Annotated in this window: 17 protein-coding genes (1 of these 17 running past the window's edge); 13 read left to right on the forward strand and 4 right to left on the reverse strand. The window is 61.0% G+C overall.

Going from position 1 to position 17,255, the window contains the following annotated elements; translation table 11 throughout:
* Positions 1-4 precede the first annotated feature (4 nt).
* Entirely contained in the window at positions 5-1,888 is a 1,884-nt protein-coding gene (locus tag IPM89_16050) for an ATP-binding protein (GenBank protein QQS54274.1), read from the reverse strand.
* 125 nt (positions 1,889-2,013) lie between these two features.
* Between IPM89_16050 and IPM89_16055 the strand changes: the two genes are divergently transcribed.
* From IPM89_16055 to IPM89_16065, 3 genes are all read left to right on the forward strand, one after another.
* The gene (locus tag IPM89_16055) at positions 2,014-3,231 is read left to right on the forward strand and encodes a class I SAM-dependent rRNA methyltransferase (protein ID QQS54275.1); all 1,218 of its coding nucleotides are present in this window, start codon (positions 2,014-2,016) and stop codon (positions 3,229-3,231) included.
* A 46-nt stretch (positions 3,232-3,277) separates the two neighbouring features.
* Positions 3,278-3,559 carry a hypothetical protein gene (locus IPM89_16060; protein QQS54276.1) on the forward strand — a complete coding sequence of 94 codons (282 nt, stop codon included), beginning with the start codon at positions 3,278-3,280 and terminating at the stop codon, positions 3,557-3,559.
* Positions 3,560-3,674: 115 nt separating this feature from the next.
* Positions 3,675-4,469, forward strand: a complete 795-nt coding sequence (locus IPM89_16065; GenBank protein QQS54277.1) for a prolipoprotein diacylglyceryl transferase — start codon at positions 3,675-3,677, stop codon at positions 4,467-4,469.
* Positions 4,470-4,510: 41 nt separating this feature from the next.
* Here IPM89_16065 and IPM89_16070 read toward each other — a convergent pair whose 3' ends face one another.
* Both IPM89_16070 and IPM89_16075 read right to left on the reverse strand, forming a co-directional pair.
* Positions 4,511-5,260, reverse strand: coding sequence for a hypothetical protein (locus tag IPM89_16070; GenBank protein ID QQS54278.1), 750 nt, complete (start codon positions 5,258-5,260; stop codon positions 4,511-4,513).
* A 107-nt stretch (positions 5,261-5,367) separates the two neighbouring features.
* A complete protein-coding gene (locus IPM89_16075) occupies positions 5,368-6,804 on the reverse strand; it encodes a deoxyribodipyrimidine photo-lyase (protein ID QQS54279.1) in 1,437 nt (478 codons plus the stop codon).
* A 120-nt stretch (positions 6,805-6,924) separates the two neighbouring features.
* Here IPM89_16075 and IPM89_16080 point away from each other — a divergent pair, with 120 nt between their 5' ends.
* From IPM89_16080 to IPM89_16105, 6 genes are all read left to right on the forward strand, one after another.
* Positions 6,925-7,197, forward strand: coding sequence for a (2Fe-2S)-binding protein (locus IPM89_16080; protein QQS54280.1), 273 nt, complete (start codon positions 6,925-6,927; stop codon positions 7,195-7,197).
* A 19-nt stretch (positions 7,198-7,216) separates the two neighbouring features.
* Entirely contained in the window at positions 7,217-7,681 is a 465-nt protein-coding gene (bfr, locus tag IPM89_16085) for a bacterioferritin (protein ID QQS54281.1), read from the forward strand.
* Between the two features lie 168 nt (positions 7,682-7,849).
* Positions 7,850-9,130, forward strand: coding sequence for an alpha-amylase (locus IPM89_16090; GenBank protein ID QQS54282.1), 1,281 nt, complete (start codon positions 7,850-7,852; stop codon positions 9,128-9,130).
* A gap of 104 nt (positions 9,131-9,234) precedes the next feature.
* On the forward strand, positions 9,235-10,707 hold the full coding sequence (gene glgA / locus IPM89_16095; protein ID QQS54283.1) for a glycogen synthase GlgA: 1,473 nt from the start codon (positions 9,235-9,237) through the stop codon (positions 10,705-10,707).
* Between the two features lie 115 nt (positions 10,708-10,822).
* Positions 10,823-12,289 (forward strand): glycosyl hydrolase family 57, encoded by a 1,467-nt coding sequence (locus IPM89_16100; GenBank protein QQS54284.1) that lies wholly within the window; start codon positions 10,823-10,825, stop codon positions 12,287-12,289.
* A 120-nt stretch (positions 12,290-12,409) separates the two neighbouring features.
* Complete coding sequence (locus tag IPM89_16105) at positions 12,410-13,597, forward strand: glycoside hydrolase family 57 (GenBank protein QQS54285.1); 1,188 nt, start codon at positions 12,410-12,412, stop codon at positions 13,595-13,597.
* A 58-nt stretch (positions 13,598-13,655) separates the two neighbouring features.
* Here the strand turns inward: IPM89_16105 and IPM89_16110 are convergent, their stop codons facing one another.
* Complete coding sequence (locus tag IPM89_16110; GenBank protein ID QQS55984.1) at positions 13,656-14,081, reverse strand: TlpA family protein disulfide reductase; 426 nt, start codon at positions 14,079-14,081, stop codon at positions 13,656-13,658.
* Between the two features lie 289 nt (positions 14,082-14,370).
* Between IPM89_16110 and IPM89_16115 the strand changes: the two genes are divergently transcribed.
* From IPM89_16115 to IPM89_16130, 4 genes are all read left to right on the forward strand, one after another.
* Positions 14,371-15,258 carry an IS982 family transposase gene (locus tag IPM89_16115; GenBank protein ID QQS54286.1) on the forward strand — a complete coding sequence of 296 codons (888 nt, stop codon included), beginning with the start codon at positions 14,371-14,373 and terminating at the stop codon, positions 15,256-15,258.
* A gap of 105 nt (positions 15,259-15,363) precedes the next feature.
* Complete coding sequence (locus IPM89_16120; protein ID QQS54287.1) at positions 15,364-16,395, forward strand: N-acetyl-gamma-glutamyl-phosphate reductase; 1,032 nt, start codon at positions 15,364-15,366, stop codon at positions 16,393-16,395.
* Positions 16,396-16,471: 76 nt separating this feature from the next.
* Positions 16,472-16,834, forward strand: a complete 363-nt coding sequence (erpA, locus tag IPM89_16125; GenBank protein QQS54288.1) for an iron-sulfur cluster insertion protein ErpA — start codon at positions 16,472-16,474, stop codon at positions 16,832-16,834.
* 338 nt (positions 16,835-17,172) lie between these two features.
* Positions 17,173-17,255 carry the 5' end (the start) of a tyrosine--tRNA ligase gene (locus tag IPM89_16130; protein ID QQS54289.1) on the forward strand. Its footprint extends 1,120 nt past the window's final position, so only the first 83 of its 1,203 coding nucleotides appear in the window; it begins with the start codon at positions 17,173-17,175; its stop codon lies off the right edge, out of view.

A 17,255-nucleotide genomic window follows, 5' to 3' on the forward strand; every position in this document is an offset into this window, starting at 1 on the left:
CCGATCAATGCCGTTCGGCCGTTGTCGGGCCGGGCGGTTCTTGTCGAAGCCGCAATTCCAGATGGTCGAGTAGTAGCGCCTGCAAATCGGTATGAAAACGACGAGCGGCGGCGGGTGTCAACCGGTGCTGAGCGTTGAGCAAGGCTCCGTGATACAAGCCGACAAGCAGCGGTCGGTAGCGCGGATTGTCGGGGTCGGGCAGTTCGCCCAGGCGCCGCACCAGCGGATGATTCACGTTCAGTAACAACGTCAGCGGTTGGCTGCGCAGGTGATTGTGTACTTCGCCGGCCAATTCGGCCAGCCCCCCCAGTAGAAACGGTTTTTCCAGCACCCGTTCCATCTCATCGAAAGCGGTGACGCGCTGCCCCGCAAGCAGCACCACGCTCAAGTTCTCGGGTTGGAAGCGACTGGCCCGCGCCCGCACCGGCGTTTCCCGTTCCGCCAGCGCCCGTTCCAGCGCCCGTTCCAGCCGGGTGTACGCAGTCTGCTCCGTTGCGTCCAGCCGCTGGTACAAGGTCGGATCGTCCAGTCGATCCAGCGGCTTGAGTACAAGGGTATCCGGGTGCTGGCTGGCGTAACGGCGCAGCAGGGTTTCGTCGAAGGGGCGACCGGTATTAACGGCCAGCAAGTCGTGCGCTTGGCACAGGGCATAGAATTGGTTGGCGTCGGCTTCATGGGTAAAGAAATACAGCGGTCGTTTGCCCTCGGTCGTCGCTGGCTGGCGCGAGAGGTAGTCGGGCAGGGTCAACAGCCCCTGGTTGGTTTCGAACGGCAGCTGATCGAGCACCGCCGCGCCAAATTCCGCGTGTCGCGCGGCCATGCCCTTGATGGCGTCGTGATGCCAGTCGCACAGTTGCAGGAAGCGCGGTCGGTCGCGAACGGCCAGATCGAGCAGGGCGGCGACGATCGACGCCCCCAACGCTTCGCGCAGGGCGTGATAGGCGGTATCGCGCATGACGTTGTCGCGGGCGGCGGTCGGTTGCAGGTCGGGACAATCCAGCACCCCGCGCACGAATCGGGTCCACTCCGGCAGCAGTTCGGGATCGTTGGCGCGGATGCACATCCGGGCCTGGAACAGGTCCACCGTACCGCCGGCTTGCCCGCCCGGCGTGTAGCGAGCGGGGACGAACAAGCCGCCGAGCGTGCGCGGTTGCGTGAGATCGATGGGAATCACCAACAGCGGCGGGTCGGCGTAGCGTTGGCTCAGGAAGGCGCTCAATGACCGCTCGCGCGCGATGGGATCGCGCCAGTCGGGTTCGTGCCAGGGCGCATTGACGGCGTTGATGGGGCCGAAACCGTTCAGCAGAATCGGAAACGGCAGGAAATCGGCATAGCGGCGCACGGTCTGGCGAATCAGGCGACCGTCGAGAAAGGCGGTTCGGTCGGGCGCCAGCGTGACCGCAACTCGTGTGCCAGGCGGTTGCGCGTCCGCCGGCAGGGCCTCCAGTTCATAATCCTCGCCACCGTGGTTGACCCAGCGCCAGGCATGGATGGCGCGCGGCTTGCGAGTGTGGACCTCGATCCGTTCCGCCACCACGAACGCCGAGAGCAGGCCGATGCCGAACTGGCCGATGGTGGCGACCGCCACGTCGCGGGCGGCCAGTTCGCGGGCGCGACCGCCGGTGCCGGTGCTGCCGATGACGCTCAGGAATTCCTCGATGTCCCGCTGGTCCATGCCGGTGCCGTTGTCGCTGAAGCTCAAGGTGCGGGCGCGCTCGTCCACCTCGATGCGAATTTCGCCAGCCGGCTCCGGTTCGTGGCCCCGGCGCAACTGGATACTGTCGTGGGCGTTCTGCAACAGTTCACGGATGAACACGTCCGGTTCCGGGTACAGGCTCTGGGCCAGCAACCGAATCAGACCCTGAAAGCTGGTGCGCATCTTGGGCATGGGTGAACTCACGGTTTGGGGTAAGCTATCGGCCTTATTCTGACAGCTCGCGCGGTGGCGGGAATCCTACTTGTCGCTGCCGCGCGCTGATTTCACGAGTTCCGTTTCCAAAAGCCAGAATCCCTATGCCCTCAACCCCCGCTTCCCCCGCCGAATTCGCCCCGTTGCGCCTGCGCAAGGATGAAGATCGCCGCCTGCGCGCCGGTCATCTCTGGGTCTACAGCAACGAAATCGACACCGGCGTGACTCCTCTGCGCGATTTCCAGCCCGGCCAACCGGTGGCGATTCAGGCCAGCAACGGCAAGACGCTCGGCACCGGCTATATCAACCCGCACGCGCTGCTGTGCGCCCGGCTGGTCACCCGTGACTTGGAGCATCCGCTCAACCCTTCGCTGCTGGTGCATCGCCTCAACGTGGCGCTGGGCCTGCGTGAGCGCTTGTACGAGCAGCCGTTCTACCGCTTGGTCTACGGCGAGGGCGACGGACTGCCGGGTTTGGTCGTGGATCGCTACGGCGATTTGTGCGTGGTGCAACTGGCCACCGCCGGCATGGAGCAACTCAAGGACGAGATTCTCGCCGCCCTGCAAAAGGTATTGAAACCGACCTCGATACTATGGCGCAACGACAGTCGGGTGCGGGAACTGGAAGGGCTGGAACGCTATGTCGCCGATGCCGTCGGCGCGGTCCCGGAAACCGTGACGATCGAGGAAGACGGGCTACGTTTCCAGATATCGCCGCGTACCGGGCAGAAAACCGGCTGGTTCTACGACCAGCGCGACAACCGCGCCCGGCTGGATCGTTACGTGGCCGGTCGTCGAGTGCTGGATGTGTTCAGCTACGTCGGTGCCTGGGGCGTGCGGGCGGCGGTGCGCGGTGCTCGCGAGGTGCTGTGCGTGGATTCGTCCGCAACGGCACTGGAGCAAGCGATGGCCAACGCGGTACTCAATGGGGTCGGCGAGCAGCTCAGAACCGAACCGGGCGACGCCTTCGAGGTGTTGAAGGCGTTGCGCGAGGCTCGCGAACGCTTCGATGTGGTGATCGTGGACCCGCCGGCCTTCATCAAGCGCCGCAAGGACTTCAAGGAAGGCGCGCTGGCCTACCGGCGGCTCAACGAAATGGCGATGCAGGTGTTGGAGCGCGATGGGCTGCTGGTGTCCTGTTCCTGCTCGCAGTTGTTCTCCCGCGATGTGTTGGTGCATACCCTGTTGCAAGGGTCGCGGCATCTGGATCGCAATCTGCTGATTCTGGAACAGGGCCGGCAGGGACCGGATCATCCGGTTTTGCCGGCGATTCCCGAGACCGACTACCTCAAGGCGGTATTCGCGCGGGTGCTGCCGGCCTGAAAGAAAACACGATGGATTCCATGTAACCACTCAAGGATCTCGAACGATGAGCGAGCAGGATTTCCACCGCCTGGTTCGGGTGCTGGAAGAAATACGCGACCATCAAAAGTTGCAACTGGAACGCCAGGCCGAGGCGCTGGGATTGCAACGCGAGCAGTTCGCGCTGGTGCGGAAGCAGACCGAACGCGCGGAGCGCCTGCAGGACCGCGCCGAGCAAATCCAGGCCAAGAGCGCGCAACTGGTCGCCGGCGCGCGCAAAGGGATGGTGGTGGTCCTGCCTATTCTCATCGTGCTCATCGCTTACCTGACTTGGCTCATCTTTCGTTGAGTGCGCGGCGTCCTTGCATCATTTCAACACGCTTGCGGGCTGCGCATCCCTGAAGATTTAGCGGTTATGGCCGCTGGCTATTGCCGGTGGCCCGAACACTCTCACGGAGTTTTCCATGCTCGTACATCCCGATTTCGATCCGGTGGCATTCAGTCTGGGGCCGCTGCATGTGCGTTGGTACGGTCTCATGTATCTGCTGGGCTTCCTTGTCGGTTGGGCGCTGGGTCGCTATCGCGTCAAGCAGCCCGGCTCCGGCTGGACCGCCGAACAGATGGATGACCTGGTGTTCTACATCGCCTTGGGGGTCATTCTCGGCGGCCGGATCGGCTACATCCTGTTCTATGGCTTCAATTCCTTCCTCGACAATCCGCTGGTGTTGTTTCGGGTCTGGGAGGGCGGCATGTCGTTTCACGGCGGGTTTCTCGGCGTGCTGTTGGCCATGCTGCTGTTTGCCCGCAAGTACCATAAAGGATTCTGGCCGACCATCGACTTCATCGCGCCGCTGATCGCGCCGGGCATCCTGTTCGGACGGATCGGCAATTTCATCAATGGGGAATTGTGGGGCCGGGTCACCGACCTGCCGTGGGGGACGGTATTCCGCCAGACCGGTGACAATCTGCCGCGCCACCCGTCGCAGTTGTACGAGGCGGCGCTGGAAGGGCTGGCGCTGTTCACCATCGTCTGGCTGTTTTCGGCCAAGCCACGCCCGACCATGGCGGTGTCGGGCGTGTTCGCGCTGAGCTACGGCATTTTCCGCTTTCTGGTGGAGTTCGTCCGCCAGCCGGACGCGCAGCTCGGTTATCTGGCTTTCGGTTGGGTGACCATGGGACAGGTACTGTCGCTGCCGTTGATCGTGGTGGGTGTGGTGCTGCTGACGCTGGCCTACGCTCGGACGGCCGACCGGGCCTAAGACGTGCTTTGCGCCGTCGTTCCCCGGCGGAGCGGCGGCGGCTATTCGGAATAGCGGTAGGTGATGGTCACGTTCTGCGGGCCACGGTCGGCGCCCAGCAGGTTGGAAGCACCCTGGTAGGACAGCAGCCGGCGGCTGGCGCGATCGTAGCGCGCTTCCAGCGTCGGCGCGAACAGTCGCAGGAACCAACTGTCGGCCTCGATGTTGAAAGTCACGGTTCCGGGGTCGCTAGGCGTGTCCAGCCGACGGATACGGAAGGTGTAATCGCGGCCTTCCATGGGCACCAGAAATTGAACCTGCTTGATGGCGTCGCCTTCGGCCAGCTCGTCCAGGTGGTCGCGCAGAAAAACGTGCAGGCCCTGTCCGGTGACCATGTCGTCCTCCAGCCGCACCATGTCCTGCTGGACCGGCGCGTTTTGATCGGTGCGCCCGTAAACCTTGATCCACCGACCATCCACGAAGGTGCCGTCCTGCCGCCCGAAGCGGTGATCCTCGAAAGCGTAGTTTGGGACGTAGGGGTGATGAGCCGTGAAGTTGGAGGTCAGCACCGCGATTTCCTTGCCGGCGGCGTCCAGGTAGCGGGTCTCGTTACGCTGGGGGCGGCCGTTTTCGTAAATCATGCGGTGCTCTTCGATGTAGGCGATCTCGCCCCGCGCGTCGCGAGCGACCCCCCTGAACACCTCTTCCTGCCGGCTGTCGGGCATGGCCCAGACAGGCAGGGCGGCATCGGCGAGCAGCAGTACGCCGAAGGTGGCGGCGTTCAAATATTTGTTTTTTCTGGGGAGCAGCATGGTTAATACCCTTCGTCATCCGGGTTGATGAGTTGATACCGGCAACTGACCCAAAGCAGCCCATTAGGTTCAAGACCGCTGGTTTGCGGAGTCGGAAACCCCGGAGTTCAATCACCCTTGATCCGCTGGTAGCCGGCCAGCGCCTCGGCGCGGCTGGCGGCGAAATCCACGACCGGCGACGGATAAGGCATCCCCGGCCTAAAACCCGTCGCCTGCTGTTCAAGCGGCGACAGTGCCCGGGGTTGATGGAGGGTCGGCGCGGGCAGTTTCGCCAGTTCCGGTACCCAACGGCGGACGTAGGCGCCATCCGGGTCGAACTGCTTGCCCTGGCGGATCGGATTAAAAATACGAAAATAGGGTGCGGCGTCGGTGCCGCAGCCGGCGGTCCATTGCCAGCCGAGGGTGTTGCTGGCCAGATCGGCATCCACCAGCGTGTCCCAGAACCAGCGCGCCCCTTCCCGCCAGGGAATACGGCAGTTTTTCACCAGAAACGAAGCCACCAGCATCCGCGCCCGGTTGTGCAGCCAGCCGGTGCGCCACAGTTGGCGCATCCCGGCGTCCACCATCGGGTAGCCGGTCCGACCCTGTTGCCAGGCGCGCAGTAGATCGGCGTATTCCTCCCGCCATGGATAGGCGGCGAAGCGCTCCCGCAACGGTTGTTCCGGTGTCTGGGGCCAGTGATAGAGCACGTAGTGAGCGAACTCCCGCCAGCCGATTTCCCGCAGATAGCTTTCCGCGCCCCGGTCGCCCAGCGGATCGCCGTCCGTGGCGCCGGCGACCTCGGCCCAGATCCGCCGGGGACCGATTTCGCCGAAGTGCAGATGCGGAGACAGTCGCGATACGCCGTCCCGTCCCGGCCAGTCGCGCCCTTGCTGGTAGCCGGCCAGCCCGGATTCGCAAAACCGTTCCAGTTGTGTTTGCGCTCCCGCTTCGCCGGGCCGCCAGGCGGCGGCCAGCCCCTCGTCCCAGCGAGTGCGCGGCAGCAGCTCCAGCGCTTCCAGCGACAGCGAGTCCGGCCACTGCTCGGGACCGGGCAATGCTGGAACGGGTAGCGGCGCCGGCGGCGGCAGGCGTTGCAGGCACGCCTTCCAGAACGGCGTAAACACCTGATAAGGTTGCCCGTCGGGCTTCAGCAGGGTCCAGGGTTCGAGCAGCAGCGCGGCTTGGCTGCTTTCGGCCAGGACGCCATCCTCGCGCAGCGCGGTCTTAATCGCACGGTCGCGGGCGATGCTGGCCGGTTCGTACAGCCGGTTCCAGTACACCGCCTTGGCGCCGGTTTCCCGCAGCAGCTCCCGCAGTGCCGCCAAGCTGTCACCCCGCCGGACGATCAGGCGCGAGCCCTGCCGCCGCAGCGCTTGATCCAACGCGGCCAAGCTATGATGCAGCCACCAGCGAGACGCCGCGCCGGGTTCCCAGGGCGCGTCCTCGCGCGGGGCATGGATGTAGACCGGGATGATGTGCCCGTGCTCGGCCGCCGCGCGGCGCAGGGCGGGATGATCGCTAAGCCGCAGGTCGCGGCGGAACCAGACGAGGGCGATGGACATGGCGGATGGGTCGGGTCCAGGGTGGAGAGTCGGTGAAGGTTCGGCAACCAAACCGGTTGCGGACAGTCTTTAGGGTGATCGGTCAAGGTTCTTTCAGTTCAACCGGGGAGGATGATTTCCATGTTTTTATGCATCTGCAAGTCGGTTTCCGACAAACAAGTCCGCGAGGCGGTCGATCAAGGCGCCCGCACCATCGGCGACATAAGCGCCCGCTTTGGGCTCGGCGCCGAATGCGGCAAGTGCCTGGACGAGGTGCGCCAGTTTCTCGATGCCTGTTTGCTGGCCCCGCCATCAACCCCAACGACCGCCAAGACGGCGGTTGAGGTGACGCCACCGCAGGCTACGCCCGAACCCGTCCCGCAGCGGGCAGCCTGGTTTGCCGTGGACTTATGATTTCCAGGAGAGCAATCCGATGAAAGGCGACGCCAAGGTCATTGAGTACCTGAACAAGGCCCTCAGAAGCGAGTTGACCGCCATCAACCAATATTTCCTGCACGCTCGCATGTTCGACAACTGGGGACTCGGCAAACTGGGCAAGCACGAATACGATGAGTCGATCGACGAGATGAAGCACGCCGACCGGCTGGTGCTGCGGATTTTGGATCTGGAGGGTCTGCCCAACTTGCAGGATCTCGGCAAGCTTTACATCGGCGAAGACGTCGAGGAAATCTTCCGGGGAGATCTCAAACTTGAATACGACGCCCACCCGCTGTACCGGGAAGCCATTGGCTACTGCGAGAGTTGCGCCGACTACGTCACCCGCGATCTGCTGGCCGCCATCCTCGCCAGCGAGGAAGAACACATCAGTTGGCTGGAAACCCAGTTGACGTTGATTGGACGCCTGGGTTTACCTAATTACCTCCAGGCCCAGATGTGAGGCTGCTCCACCGTTGCCCAGCACTGGCCGGGTGCGGGTCGGACTGCTGTAGGCGGTGGTTTCGTGCTACGATTCCACCAAATGGCCTGTCGTGCCAAACCAACATCATCCGCCGGAGCGCGTCGCTGTGCCCCGGCCATCAGAATGAAAAATTTTGGGGAGTCGCCGATGCTGATCTATAACCTCTTTCCCTTGTTGACCGGGCCGTTCGGGGACTGGGAACCGCACTTCAAACGGGCCGCCGACATGGGGTTCGACTGGATTTTTGTTAATCCGGTCCAGAAACCCGGTTCCTCGGGCAGCCTCTATTCCATCGCCGACTACTTCAAACTCAATCCCCTGATGGTGGACCCGGCGTCCAAGCTTTCCCCCGAGCAACAGATCCAGGGAGCGCTTGCCGCCGCCGACCGGCTGGGTCTCAAGGTGATGGTGGACCTGGTGATCAACCATTGCGCCTTCGACTCCGAACTGACGCGCGAGCACCGCGAGTGGTTCATGGAGGAAAACGGCGACATCGCCCATCCGTTCTGCATGGAGGACGGTCGCAAAGTGGTATGGGGCGACCTGGTCCGCTTCAACCACCAGCACACCTCCGATCCGGAAGGGCTCTACCTCTTCTTCTACAAGATCGTCGAATATCTGCTGAAACTGGGCTTCAAGGGCTTCCGCTGCGATGCGGCCTATCAGATTCCCGGTCATATCTGGGGACGGCTGATCCGTGAGATCCGGCAAAAATATCCGGATACGGTATTTACCGCCGAGACTCTGGGTTGTACCGCCGACCAGACCAAGCAGACCGCCCAGGCCGGTTTCGATTACGTCTTCAACAGCTCCAAGTGGTGGGATTTCCACGGGGCCTGGCTGCTGGAGCAGTATCAACTGGTCCGCGACATCGCCCCGTCCATCAGCTTCGCCGAGAGCCACGATACCGATCGGCTGTTCCAGGAAGTCAACGGCAACGTGGCGGCGATGAAGCAGCGCTATCTGTTCTCCGCCCTGTTTTCCGCCGGCGTCATGATGCCGATTGGGTTCGAGTATGGGTTCCGTCGCCGCCTGCATGTGGTCAATACCCGCCCCGGCGACTGGGAACAACCCAACGCCGATTTGTGCGAGTTCATCACCGCCGTCAATGCGATCAAGCGCCAGTACGCCATTTTCCGGGAGGAATCCCCGACCACGATCCTGCCCTACCAGAATCCCAATATTCTGCTCATGTGGAAAGCGTCGGTTCGTACCCACGAAGAAGCACTGATCATCCTCAATAAAGATCCCTGGAACCATCAGTACTTCTACGCCGAAAATCTGGGCACCTACATCCAGGCCGGTGCTCCGCTGCTGGATGTGTCGCCGGAACATACCCTGGAATACATTCCCCGACCCTTCGGTTACGATTTGCGGCCAGGCCAGGCTTTCGTGATGGTCGCCAGCCGCGATCATTTGCCGGCTTAACGGGGAGAGGCGCGCGGGCGCGGCTCGAGTCTTCATTCTGGAGTAGGGGTGGCCCGGACTGCCGCGTCCGGCCTAGGAACCCGACATAATACAGGACGGCAGTTATGTATATCGTTCAAATTGCTACTGAATGCGCACCAGTGGCTAAAGTTGGCGGGTTGGCGGACGTGATTTTCGGCCTGAGCCGGGAGCTGGAAATTCGCGGCAACGAGGTCCAGATTATCCTGCCAAAGTACGACTGCATGCGCTATGACCAGATCTGGGGCTTGCAAGTCACCATGAAGGATCTGTGGGTCCCCTGGTACAACGGCGCCGTGCATTGCTCGGTCTGGTTCGGCTTCGTCCATGGTCGCAAATGTTTTTTCATCGAGCCGCACTCCCCGGACAATTTCTTCAACCGCGGGCATTACTACGGCTTCTCGGACGATGTCAGCCGCTTTGCGTTCTTCAGCAAGGCGGCTTTGGAATTCCTGCTCAAGGACAACCGTCGTCCCGATATCATCCATTGCCACGACTGGCAGACCGGGCTGGTGCCGGTGCTGTTGTTCGAACAGTACGCGCACGGCGGGCTGCACTGGCAGCGGGTCTGCTACACCATCCACAACTTCAAACATCAGGGTTTGACCGGCGAGTACGTGCTGTGGGCGACCGGCCTAACCAATATCGCTCACTATTTCAACTTCGACCGGCTGCGCGACAACTTCAACCACACGGCCGTCAGCTTGATGAAGGGCGGCATCGTCTATTCGAATTTCGTGACCACGGTGTCGCCGACCCACGCACACGAGGCGCGTTTCACCGAGCAGGGCAGTGGGCTGAACCATGCGCTGAACGTGCATAACAGCAAGTTCGGTGGGGTGCTGAACGGCATCGATTACGAGATCTGGAACCCGGAAATCGACCCGCATATTCCCAGCCGCTACGGCATCGATACCCTGGATGACAAATATGCCAACAAGGAAGCGTTGCGCGATCGGCTATGGCTGAGCAAGGAGTTCAAGCCGATCATCGCCTACGTCGGCCGGCTCGATAGTCAGAAAGGCGTCCATCTGATCCATCACGCCATTTTTTACGCCCTGCGCAACAATGCCCAGTTCGTGTTGCTCGGCTCCAGTCCAGACCCGCACATCAACCATCATTTCTGGAATTTGAAGCGGCATCTCAATGACAGCCCGGATTGTCACCTGGAGCTGGGCTTCGATGAGGAGTTATCGCACTTGATCTATGCCGGGGCGGACATGGTGGTCATGCCTAGCCTGTTCGAGCCCTGCGGGTTGACCCAGATGATTGCGTTGAAATACGGCACGGTGCCGATTGTGAGTGAGGTCGGCGGCCTCAAGGATACGGTGTTCGACAAGGATTACTCCCACAAACCGTTCGAGGAGCGCAACGGCTATGTTTTCCAGGGGGTCGATCACGCCGGCATCGAGTCGGCCATGCACCGCGCCATTGCCTTGTGGCATAACTATCCGGACGATTTCCGCCGCCTGATGATCCACGGCATGAGCTACGATTATTCGTGGGCTCGGCCGGGCCAGGATTACCTGAACATCTACGAGCACATCCGTTGCAAGTAAACGATCGGGCGCATCGCCGTCGCCGGTGGTCGCGCCCGAGATTGCATGGGGTCCAGGCGTCGGGCCAGCCGCCAGTCCCCGATTCATCCAGCCATTGTCCAGGAGAACGCCACGCATGAGCCAGCTTCCAGAGTACGTTGACGGTTTGCCGAATATCTGCGGTTCGGAGCCGCTCGTGGAAGAGACTTTGCGCGCCGGTCGCGCCCGCCCGGTGTTTCTGCCGGAAAGCCGCGTTGATTTCGGCCACATCCGCGCCGCCTGCGCCATCGCCCTGCACATGCATCAGCCCTTGATTCCAGCCGGTGGCGGCGATTTGCACACCGCGGCTATCATCAGCAATCTCCAGTACATGATGGAGAATCAGGGTATTGGTGATAATTACAATGCGCCGGTGTTTCATTGGTGCTACAAGCGCATCGGTGAGTTTGTCCCGCAATTGATCGAGGAGGGCAAGGAGCCACGCGTGATGCTGGAATATTCCGGCACGCTGTTTCACGGCTTGCGCGCCATGGGCCTGCACGATGCGCTCGATGCGCTCAAGAATGCGACCTGCAACCCGGCCTACCGGCGGGGGGTGGAATGGCTGGGTTGTCCATGGGGCCATGCGGTGGCGCCTTCGACGCCCGCGCAGGATTTCCGCCTCCACGTCAAGGCTTGGCAACAGCATTTCGCCGCCATCTTCGGGCTGGAGGCGCTGGAGCGGGTGCGCGGGTTTTCACCCTCGGAAATGGCTCTGCCCAACCATCCCGATATTGCCTACGAGTACATCAAGACCTTGGTGGACTGCGGCTATCAATGGCTGCTGGTGCAGGAACACACCGTGGAGCAGCCGGAAAATGGCTCGGGGCCGGAGAAAAAGCACCTGCCGCACCGGTTGGTCTGCACCAATTCCAAGGGCGAAACGGTCAGCATCATCGCCATCATCAAGACCCAGGGCAGCGACACCAAGCTGGTGGCGCAGATGCAGCCCTACTACGAAGCCAAGAGCCTGTCACGCTGGGAACTGGCGGGAAAATCGGTGCCACCGCTGGTGACCCAGATCGCCGATGGCGAGAACGGCGGGGTGATGATGAACGAGTTCCCCGGCAAGTTCTTCGATTCGGTGAACGAGGCTTCGGGGTCCGACACGCCGTTCATGAACGCCACCGAGTATCTGGAGCATCTATTTGCCCTGGGGATCAAGGAAACCGACCTGCCGGTGCTCCAACCGCAGTTCCAAAAACGAATCTGGGACCGGTTTCAGCCGGGTGGCGGGCCGGAAAAGCTGGAGAAGGTCATCGCCGAACTCAAGCAGGAAGACGGTCGCTTCCACATGGATGGCGGCAGTTGGACCAACGATATTTCCTGGGTGCGCGGCTACGACAACGTGCTCGGGCCGATGGAAAAGGCCAGCTCGCAATTCTTCGAGAAGGTGCTGAAGCCGAAGAAGGTCTCTCCCAACGATCCGCGTTTTCGCAATGCGCTGTTCCATCTGATGTGTTCGCAGACCAGTTGCTATCGCTACTGGGGGCAGGGGCTGTGGACCGATTACGGCCGCGAAATCTGTCGGCGGGCCAGCAGCATCGTCGAAACCGATTTTTAGCCATCCGGGCTATTCCGCCGTGCCGGTTTCCGATTTATCATTATAAAAAGTAGGGTCGTGGCGGGCGCCGAGGTCTTCCCGGCGCCGATTGCCGACGAATCACAGGAGGAGGCATGAATCATGGCGGACACCTTCTATCATGCGCTGGTGCTGAATCTGCACCAGCCACCCGGCAATCTGGAGCATTTGTGGGAGCACAACGAATGGGAGGCCAGGGAAATTCTGTTTGCCATGGACCGTATTCCCCGTTCGCTGTGGGATTACCAGGACATCGGCCGGATTCACTTGGCGCTGTCCGGCACCTTATTGGAGGTGCTGTCGAATCCCGATTTTCAAAACCGGGTGTACGGAGCCGTGGATTGCGGCTCGTTGCTCTGGTATCTGCAAAATAACCGGGTCATCGATATTCTCGGCACCGGTTACTATCATCCCGTATTGCCGTTAATCCCGCCCGCCGACTGGGAGGCTCACTTGGACCGCTGGCAAAGGATTGCCCGCCATTTGTTCTTTCGCGGTAATTTTCAGGGATTTTGGCCGCCGGAGATGGGGTTCCGCATGGAGATGATCCCCTTGCTGCGCCGGATGGGTTACCGCTTCGTGCTGGTCGATTGCGAGCATGTGCGACCCGTCACGCCGATGAGCTGGCAGGAATTGCGCTACCGGCCGCACATCGCTCGATTCGGCGATGAGGAAATCATCGTGATCGTGCGGGACCGGGAGCTGTCGAATGCCCAGGAGTCGGGCATGGAGCTGCAATGGTTCGTTCGGGAGGTCCAGGAGCGGACGAAAGAGTGCGATTTTGCGCCGCTGGTGATGACTTGCACCGATGGTGGAAACGGCGGCTGGTTTCGCAACGTCACCCCCGGTAGCAACTTCTGGGACGCCTTTTACAAGCCGTTGTTGAGTGCGGCGCGTGCCGGCCAGCACGCGATCCGACCGACCTTCATCAAGGATTATCTCGATCGATTCGGCGCCGACGGCGAGGTGACGGTTGGGCCGGGCGCGTGGAACACCGGCTGGCATGACGGTCGCGATTTCCTGCAATGGAAGGGTTCGCCGGCGCAGCAAGATGCGCTGACGCGGGTCGATGAGATCAGCCAGGCCGTGCAAGCCGCGCTGCGCAACGCCGCCTATATCGGTTCGCGCAGTCCGGAGTTGCTCGATTTGCTGGAGGACGCGCACTGGCGAGTGTTGCGGGCGGAAACCAGTTGCAATTTTTTCTGGGGCGATGCCTGGGTGATGCGTTGCCACGCCGATCTCGACCAGGCCTGCGAATGCCTGGAGCGAGCCAACGCTTGTTTCGTCTGAACGAATCCATCAAGGAGGGGGTAGCGAGCAACCGCTTTAACCCCCTTGTCCCCACACGCTACAACATTCCCGCAATCGTGTTCCGCAGTTCGGACATGTCCAGTAAGCCCAGTCGATATTGCACGATGCGCCCCTCCGGCGAGACCAGCACCGAGGTGGGGGTCAGCTGTACATTGTCGAACTCGCGGGCGATGCGTTCCTCGCTATCCAGGACGATGGGATAGGGGATTTGTCGTTGCCGCGCCATGGTGCGTACTTGCTCTGGTGGATCGTAGGCCATGGCGACTCCAATGATTTCCAAGCCTTTCGGGTTTAGTTCCCGATAAAGTTCGATCAAGTGCGGTATTTCCTCGACGCAGGACGGGCAGGTCGTCGCCCAAAACGTGACCAGCACCGGTTTGCCACGTAGCTGCTTCAGGGTCAAGGTACGGCCGTCCAGGGTTTGACCGACCAGCGGCGGCGCCTCGCGTAGGCTAGCGGGCATGAACCAGACCGCGGCGAATGCCAGAACCACCACCAGCGCAAGGCCGGCGATGGCGGTTTCTTTGTGCAATTTCACGGCAAGGATCTCCCGCTATGATGGGGTTGCGGTGGAGGTCGGTCGAAATACCGAACCAGTGCCGGGATGAGACCGCCGCAACCGTCAAAAGTGGCGGCGTAATTATACGCGATGTTCGACTTTTTCGAGGAGAGATGAGGGCAGACCGATGCGGCATGACGGTGCGAGCTAAGCTGAGAGGAACCAACCACCTCAACCGCACGGAGAGACCGCCATGCCGCTTGAAGACTTTATCATCACGGTGTTTTGCTGGGTAGAAGAACACCTGGAAGCCCTGCTGGGGGATCATCGCTTGCGCCAGCGTGGTTTTGCCCCGAAGTTGGCGGACAGCGAAGTGATCACCATGGAGGTGGTGGGTGAGTTTCTGGGTTTGGATACCGATGTGGGCATCTGGAAGTATTTCCGTCGTCATTGGCCGTCGTGGTTTCCAAGACTCGGATCGCGAACCACGTTTGCCCAGCAAGCGGCCAATCTCTGGGTCGTCAAACAGCGGCTGCATCGGCATCTGCTGATCGACTTGGGGGCGGTGACGGACCCTATTCACCTCGTCGATGGCTGCCCCATGCCGGTGTGTATGCTGACCCGTGCCCCGCAATGCCGATGTTTTCCCGAGGCGGCCGGCTTCGGCTATTGCGCGGCAAAAAAGCAGTATTATTATGGACTTCATGGTCACTTGATGATCACATTCGATGGCGTGATCACGGCGTGGACGGTGACCCCCGCCGCCGGTGATGAACGCGAAGCGCTTTGGGATTTGACGGACGGCGTTCACGGCTTGGTCATTGGCGACAAGGGATACCTGAGCGCCTGTCTTCAGGCGGAACTGGCAACCACGGGGATCGATTTGCAAACCCCCTTGCGGGCGAACATGGCCGATTCCCGTGCGCCTTGGATCATCCAACAACTGACGAGAACCCGCCGCCTCGTGGAAACCGTCATCGGTCAACTGACCGAGCAGTTTCATTTTGAGAAAATCCGGGCGCGGGATGTTTGGCACTTAACGAGTCGGATCGCCCGAAAAATCTTGGCGCACACCTTGGGTATTTTCATGAACCGGCAAATCGGTCGGTCAGACCTGCAGTTTGAGAGCCTGATCGCCTGAAAAGTCGAACATCGCGTTAATTATGCCAGAACGTACCGGGTTTGCGCGGGATAGCCAACACCGTATGATGTGCGTCGTTCAGAAAGCGATTGCGGGTACTGAAACATGATCAAGGCAGGCATTGTCGGTGGGACGGGCTATACCGGCGTCGAATTGTTGCGGTTGCTGGCGGTGCATCCGGCGGTGGAACTGGCGGCGATCACTTCGCGTGGCGAAAAGGGCCTCCCGGTCAGCACGTTGTTTCCCAACCTGCGCGGTCGAGTGGATCTGGCCTTCGTCGAGCCGGACGATACCGTACTGACGGGTTGCGACGTGGTGTTTTTCGCCACCCCCAACGGCACCGCCATGCGGAGTACACCGGCGCTGCTGGAAGCAGGCGTCAAGGTCATTGATCTGGCCGCCGATTTCCGATTGCGGCGGACCGAAGACTGGGAACGCTGGTATGGAATGCCGCACGCTTGCCCGGATTTGCTGGCGGAAGCTGTATATGGCTTGCCCGAGGTCAATCGCGCCGCGATCCGCTCCGCCCGTTTGGTGGCGAATCCCGGCTGCTATCCGACAGCCGTGCAACTGGGCTTTTTACCGTTGCTGGAAGCCGGTGTGGTCGATCCGCAATCGCTGATCGCCGACGCCAAATCCGGTGTCAGCGGCGCCGGACGCAAGGCCGAAATCGGTATCCTGCTGGCCGAGGCCGGCGATAATTTCAAAGCCTACAACGTGCCGGGGCACCGCCATTTGCCGGAAATCCGCCAAGGGTTGGTGCTGGCGGCCAGCGATGCGCTGGATCTGGTATTCGTGCCGCACCTGATCCCGATGATCCGCGGCATTCATGCCACCTTGTACGCGACCCTGACCGTTCCCGACGCTGACTTACAGGCTCTATTCGAGCAACGCTACGCCGACGAGCCATTCGTGGACGTGTTGCCGCCGAAGTCGCATCCCGAGACTCGCAGCGTGCGCGGGGCGAATCAGTGTCGACTGGCGGTGCATCGACCGCAGAACGGCAAGACCGTGGTCGTGCTATCAGTGATCGATAACCTGGTCAAAGGCGCGGCCGGACAGGCGGTGCAAAACATGAATCTGATGTTCGGCCTGCCGGAAACCGCCGGCCTGGAAGGCATTGCCCTGCTGCCCTGAGGCTGAGCCAAACTATTCTTGACCCTTAAGGTCAACAATCGGACAATGAATTCATCTGCCGAGAGAGGATCGAGTCATGAGCGCAACCATCGAAACGTTTGTCCCTACCGATGATCCACTGTTGTTCAGTGATACCGCAGCGCTAAAGGTCAGGGAGTTGCTGGAAGAAGAGGCAAATCCCAATCTGATGTTGCGCGTGTTCATTTCCGGCGGTGGCTGTTCCGGTTTCCAATATGGTTTCACCTTCGACGAAACCTTGAGCGACGGCGATACCGTGGTTGAAAATCACGGCGTAAAGCTGTTAATCGATCCGATGAGCTTCCAGTATCTGGTTGGCGCCGAGATCGACTATACCGAAGGACTGGAGGGGGCGCAGTTTATCATCCGCAACCCCAACGCCGTCACCACTTGTGGCTGCGGTTCGTCCTTTTCCGCCTGAATAACGCCTGCCACCTGGCGGGACCGTTGGTCCCGCTCGCGGAACCTCTTTATCCCGCAAGGTTTCACGCCCCAGCGCCTCTTGGTAGCCAAAAGCAGGTTGACGTTGCCGCCTGCGCGAGTGCTCTCGAAAATTTATTGATCAGGCGAAGCATGGATTCTTTTGCCAGTTCGCTTCGATTTTCATGGTATTCGATAAATTCCAGAAACCTTTTCGGGGCTCAAAAACCGTTGGTCGTAAGACCGGTGGGTCCCGTTTTTCGGCTAAACCACCTTTCAATCCCGGCTCAAGGCCAGCGACCGGGAAAGTCCGAACTTTTTTATTGTTGAGGAATATGCATGTACCCGGTTGAAGAATCGCTGGAACAGATCAAACGCGGAGCGATAGACCTGTTGCTTGAGGAGGAACTGATCGAACGGCT

It is taken from the genome of Candidatus Competibacteraceae bacterium, from assembly GCA_016699715.1.
Lineage (GTDB): Bacteria > Pseudomonadota > Gammaproteobacteria > Competibacterales > Competibacteraceae > Competibacter.

Excerpts from the sequence above, each read along its gene's own strand:
- IPM89_16075 (QQS54279.1), bottom strand. The coding sequence starts at position 6,804 with ATGTCCATCGCCCTCGTCTGGTTCCGCCGCGACCTGCGGCTTAGCGAT.
- IPM89_16110 (QQS55984.1), bottom strand. The coding sequence starts at position 14,081 with ATGCCCGCTAGCCTACGCGAGGCGCCGCCGCTGGTCGGTCAAACCCTG.
- IPM89_16060 (QQS54276.1), top strand. The coding sequence starts at position 3,278 with ATGAGCGAGCAGGATTTCCACCGCCTGGTTCGGGTGCTGGAAGAAATA.
- IPM89_16120 (QQS54287.1), top strand. The coding sequence starts at position 15,364 with ATGATCAAGGCAGGCATTGTCGGTGGGACGGGCTATACCGGCGTCGAA.
- IPM89_16105 (QQS54285.1), top strand. The coding sequence starts at position 12,410 with ATGGCGGACACCTTCTATCATGCGCTGGTGCTGAATCTGCACCAGCCA.
- IPM89_16065 (QQS54277.1), top strand. The coding sequence starts at position 3,675 with ATGCTCGTACATCCCGATTTCGATCCGGTGGCATTCAGTCTGGGGCCG.
- IPM89_16070 (QQS54278.1), bottom strand. The coding sequence starts at position 5,260 with ATGCTGCTCCCCAGAAAAAACAAATATTTGAACGCCGCCACCTTCGGC.
- IPM89_16080 (QQS54280.1), top strand. The coding sequence starts at position 6,925 with ATGTTTTTATGCATCTGCAAGTCGGTTTCCGACAAACAAGTCCGCGAG.
- IPM89_16115 (QQS54286.1), top strand. The coding sequence starts at position 14,371 with ATGCCGCTTGAAGACTTTATCATCACGGTGTTTTGCTGGGTAGAAGAA.
- bfr (QQS54281.1), top strand. The coding sequence starts at position 7,217 with ATGAAAGGCGACGCCAAGGTCATTGAGTACCTGAACAAGGCCCTCAGA.
- IPM89_16100 (QQS54284.1), top strand. The coding sequence starts at position 10,823 with ATGAGCCAGCTTCCAGAGTACGTTGACGGTTTGCCGAATATCTGCGGT.
- IPM89_16055 (QQS54275.1), top strand. The coding sequence starts at position 2,014 with ATGCCCTCAACCCCCGCTTCCCCCGCCGAATTCGCCCCGTTGCGCCTG.
- glgA (QQS54283.1), top strand. The coding sequence starts at position 9,235 with ATGTATATCGTTCAAATTGCTACTGAATGCGCACCAGTGGCTAAAGTT.
- erpA (QQS54288.1), top strand. The coding sequence starts at position 16,472 with ATGAGCGCAACCATCGAAACGTTTGTCCCTACCGATGATCCACTGTTG.
- IPM89_16050 (QQS54274.1), bottom strand. The coding sequence starts at position 1,888 with ATGCCCAAGATGCGCACCAGCTTTCAGGGTCTGATTCGGTTGCTGGCC.
- IPM89_16090 (QQS54282.1), top strand. The coding sequence starts at position 7,850 with ATGCTGATCTATAACCTCTTTCCCTTGTTGACCGGGCCGTTCGGGGAC.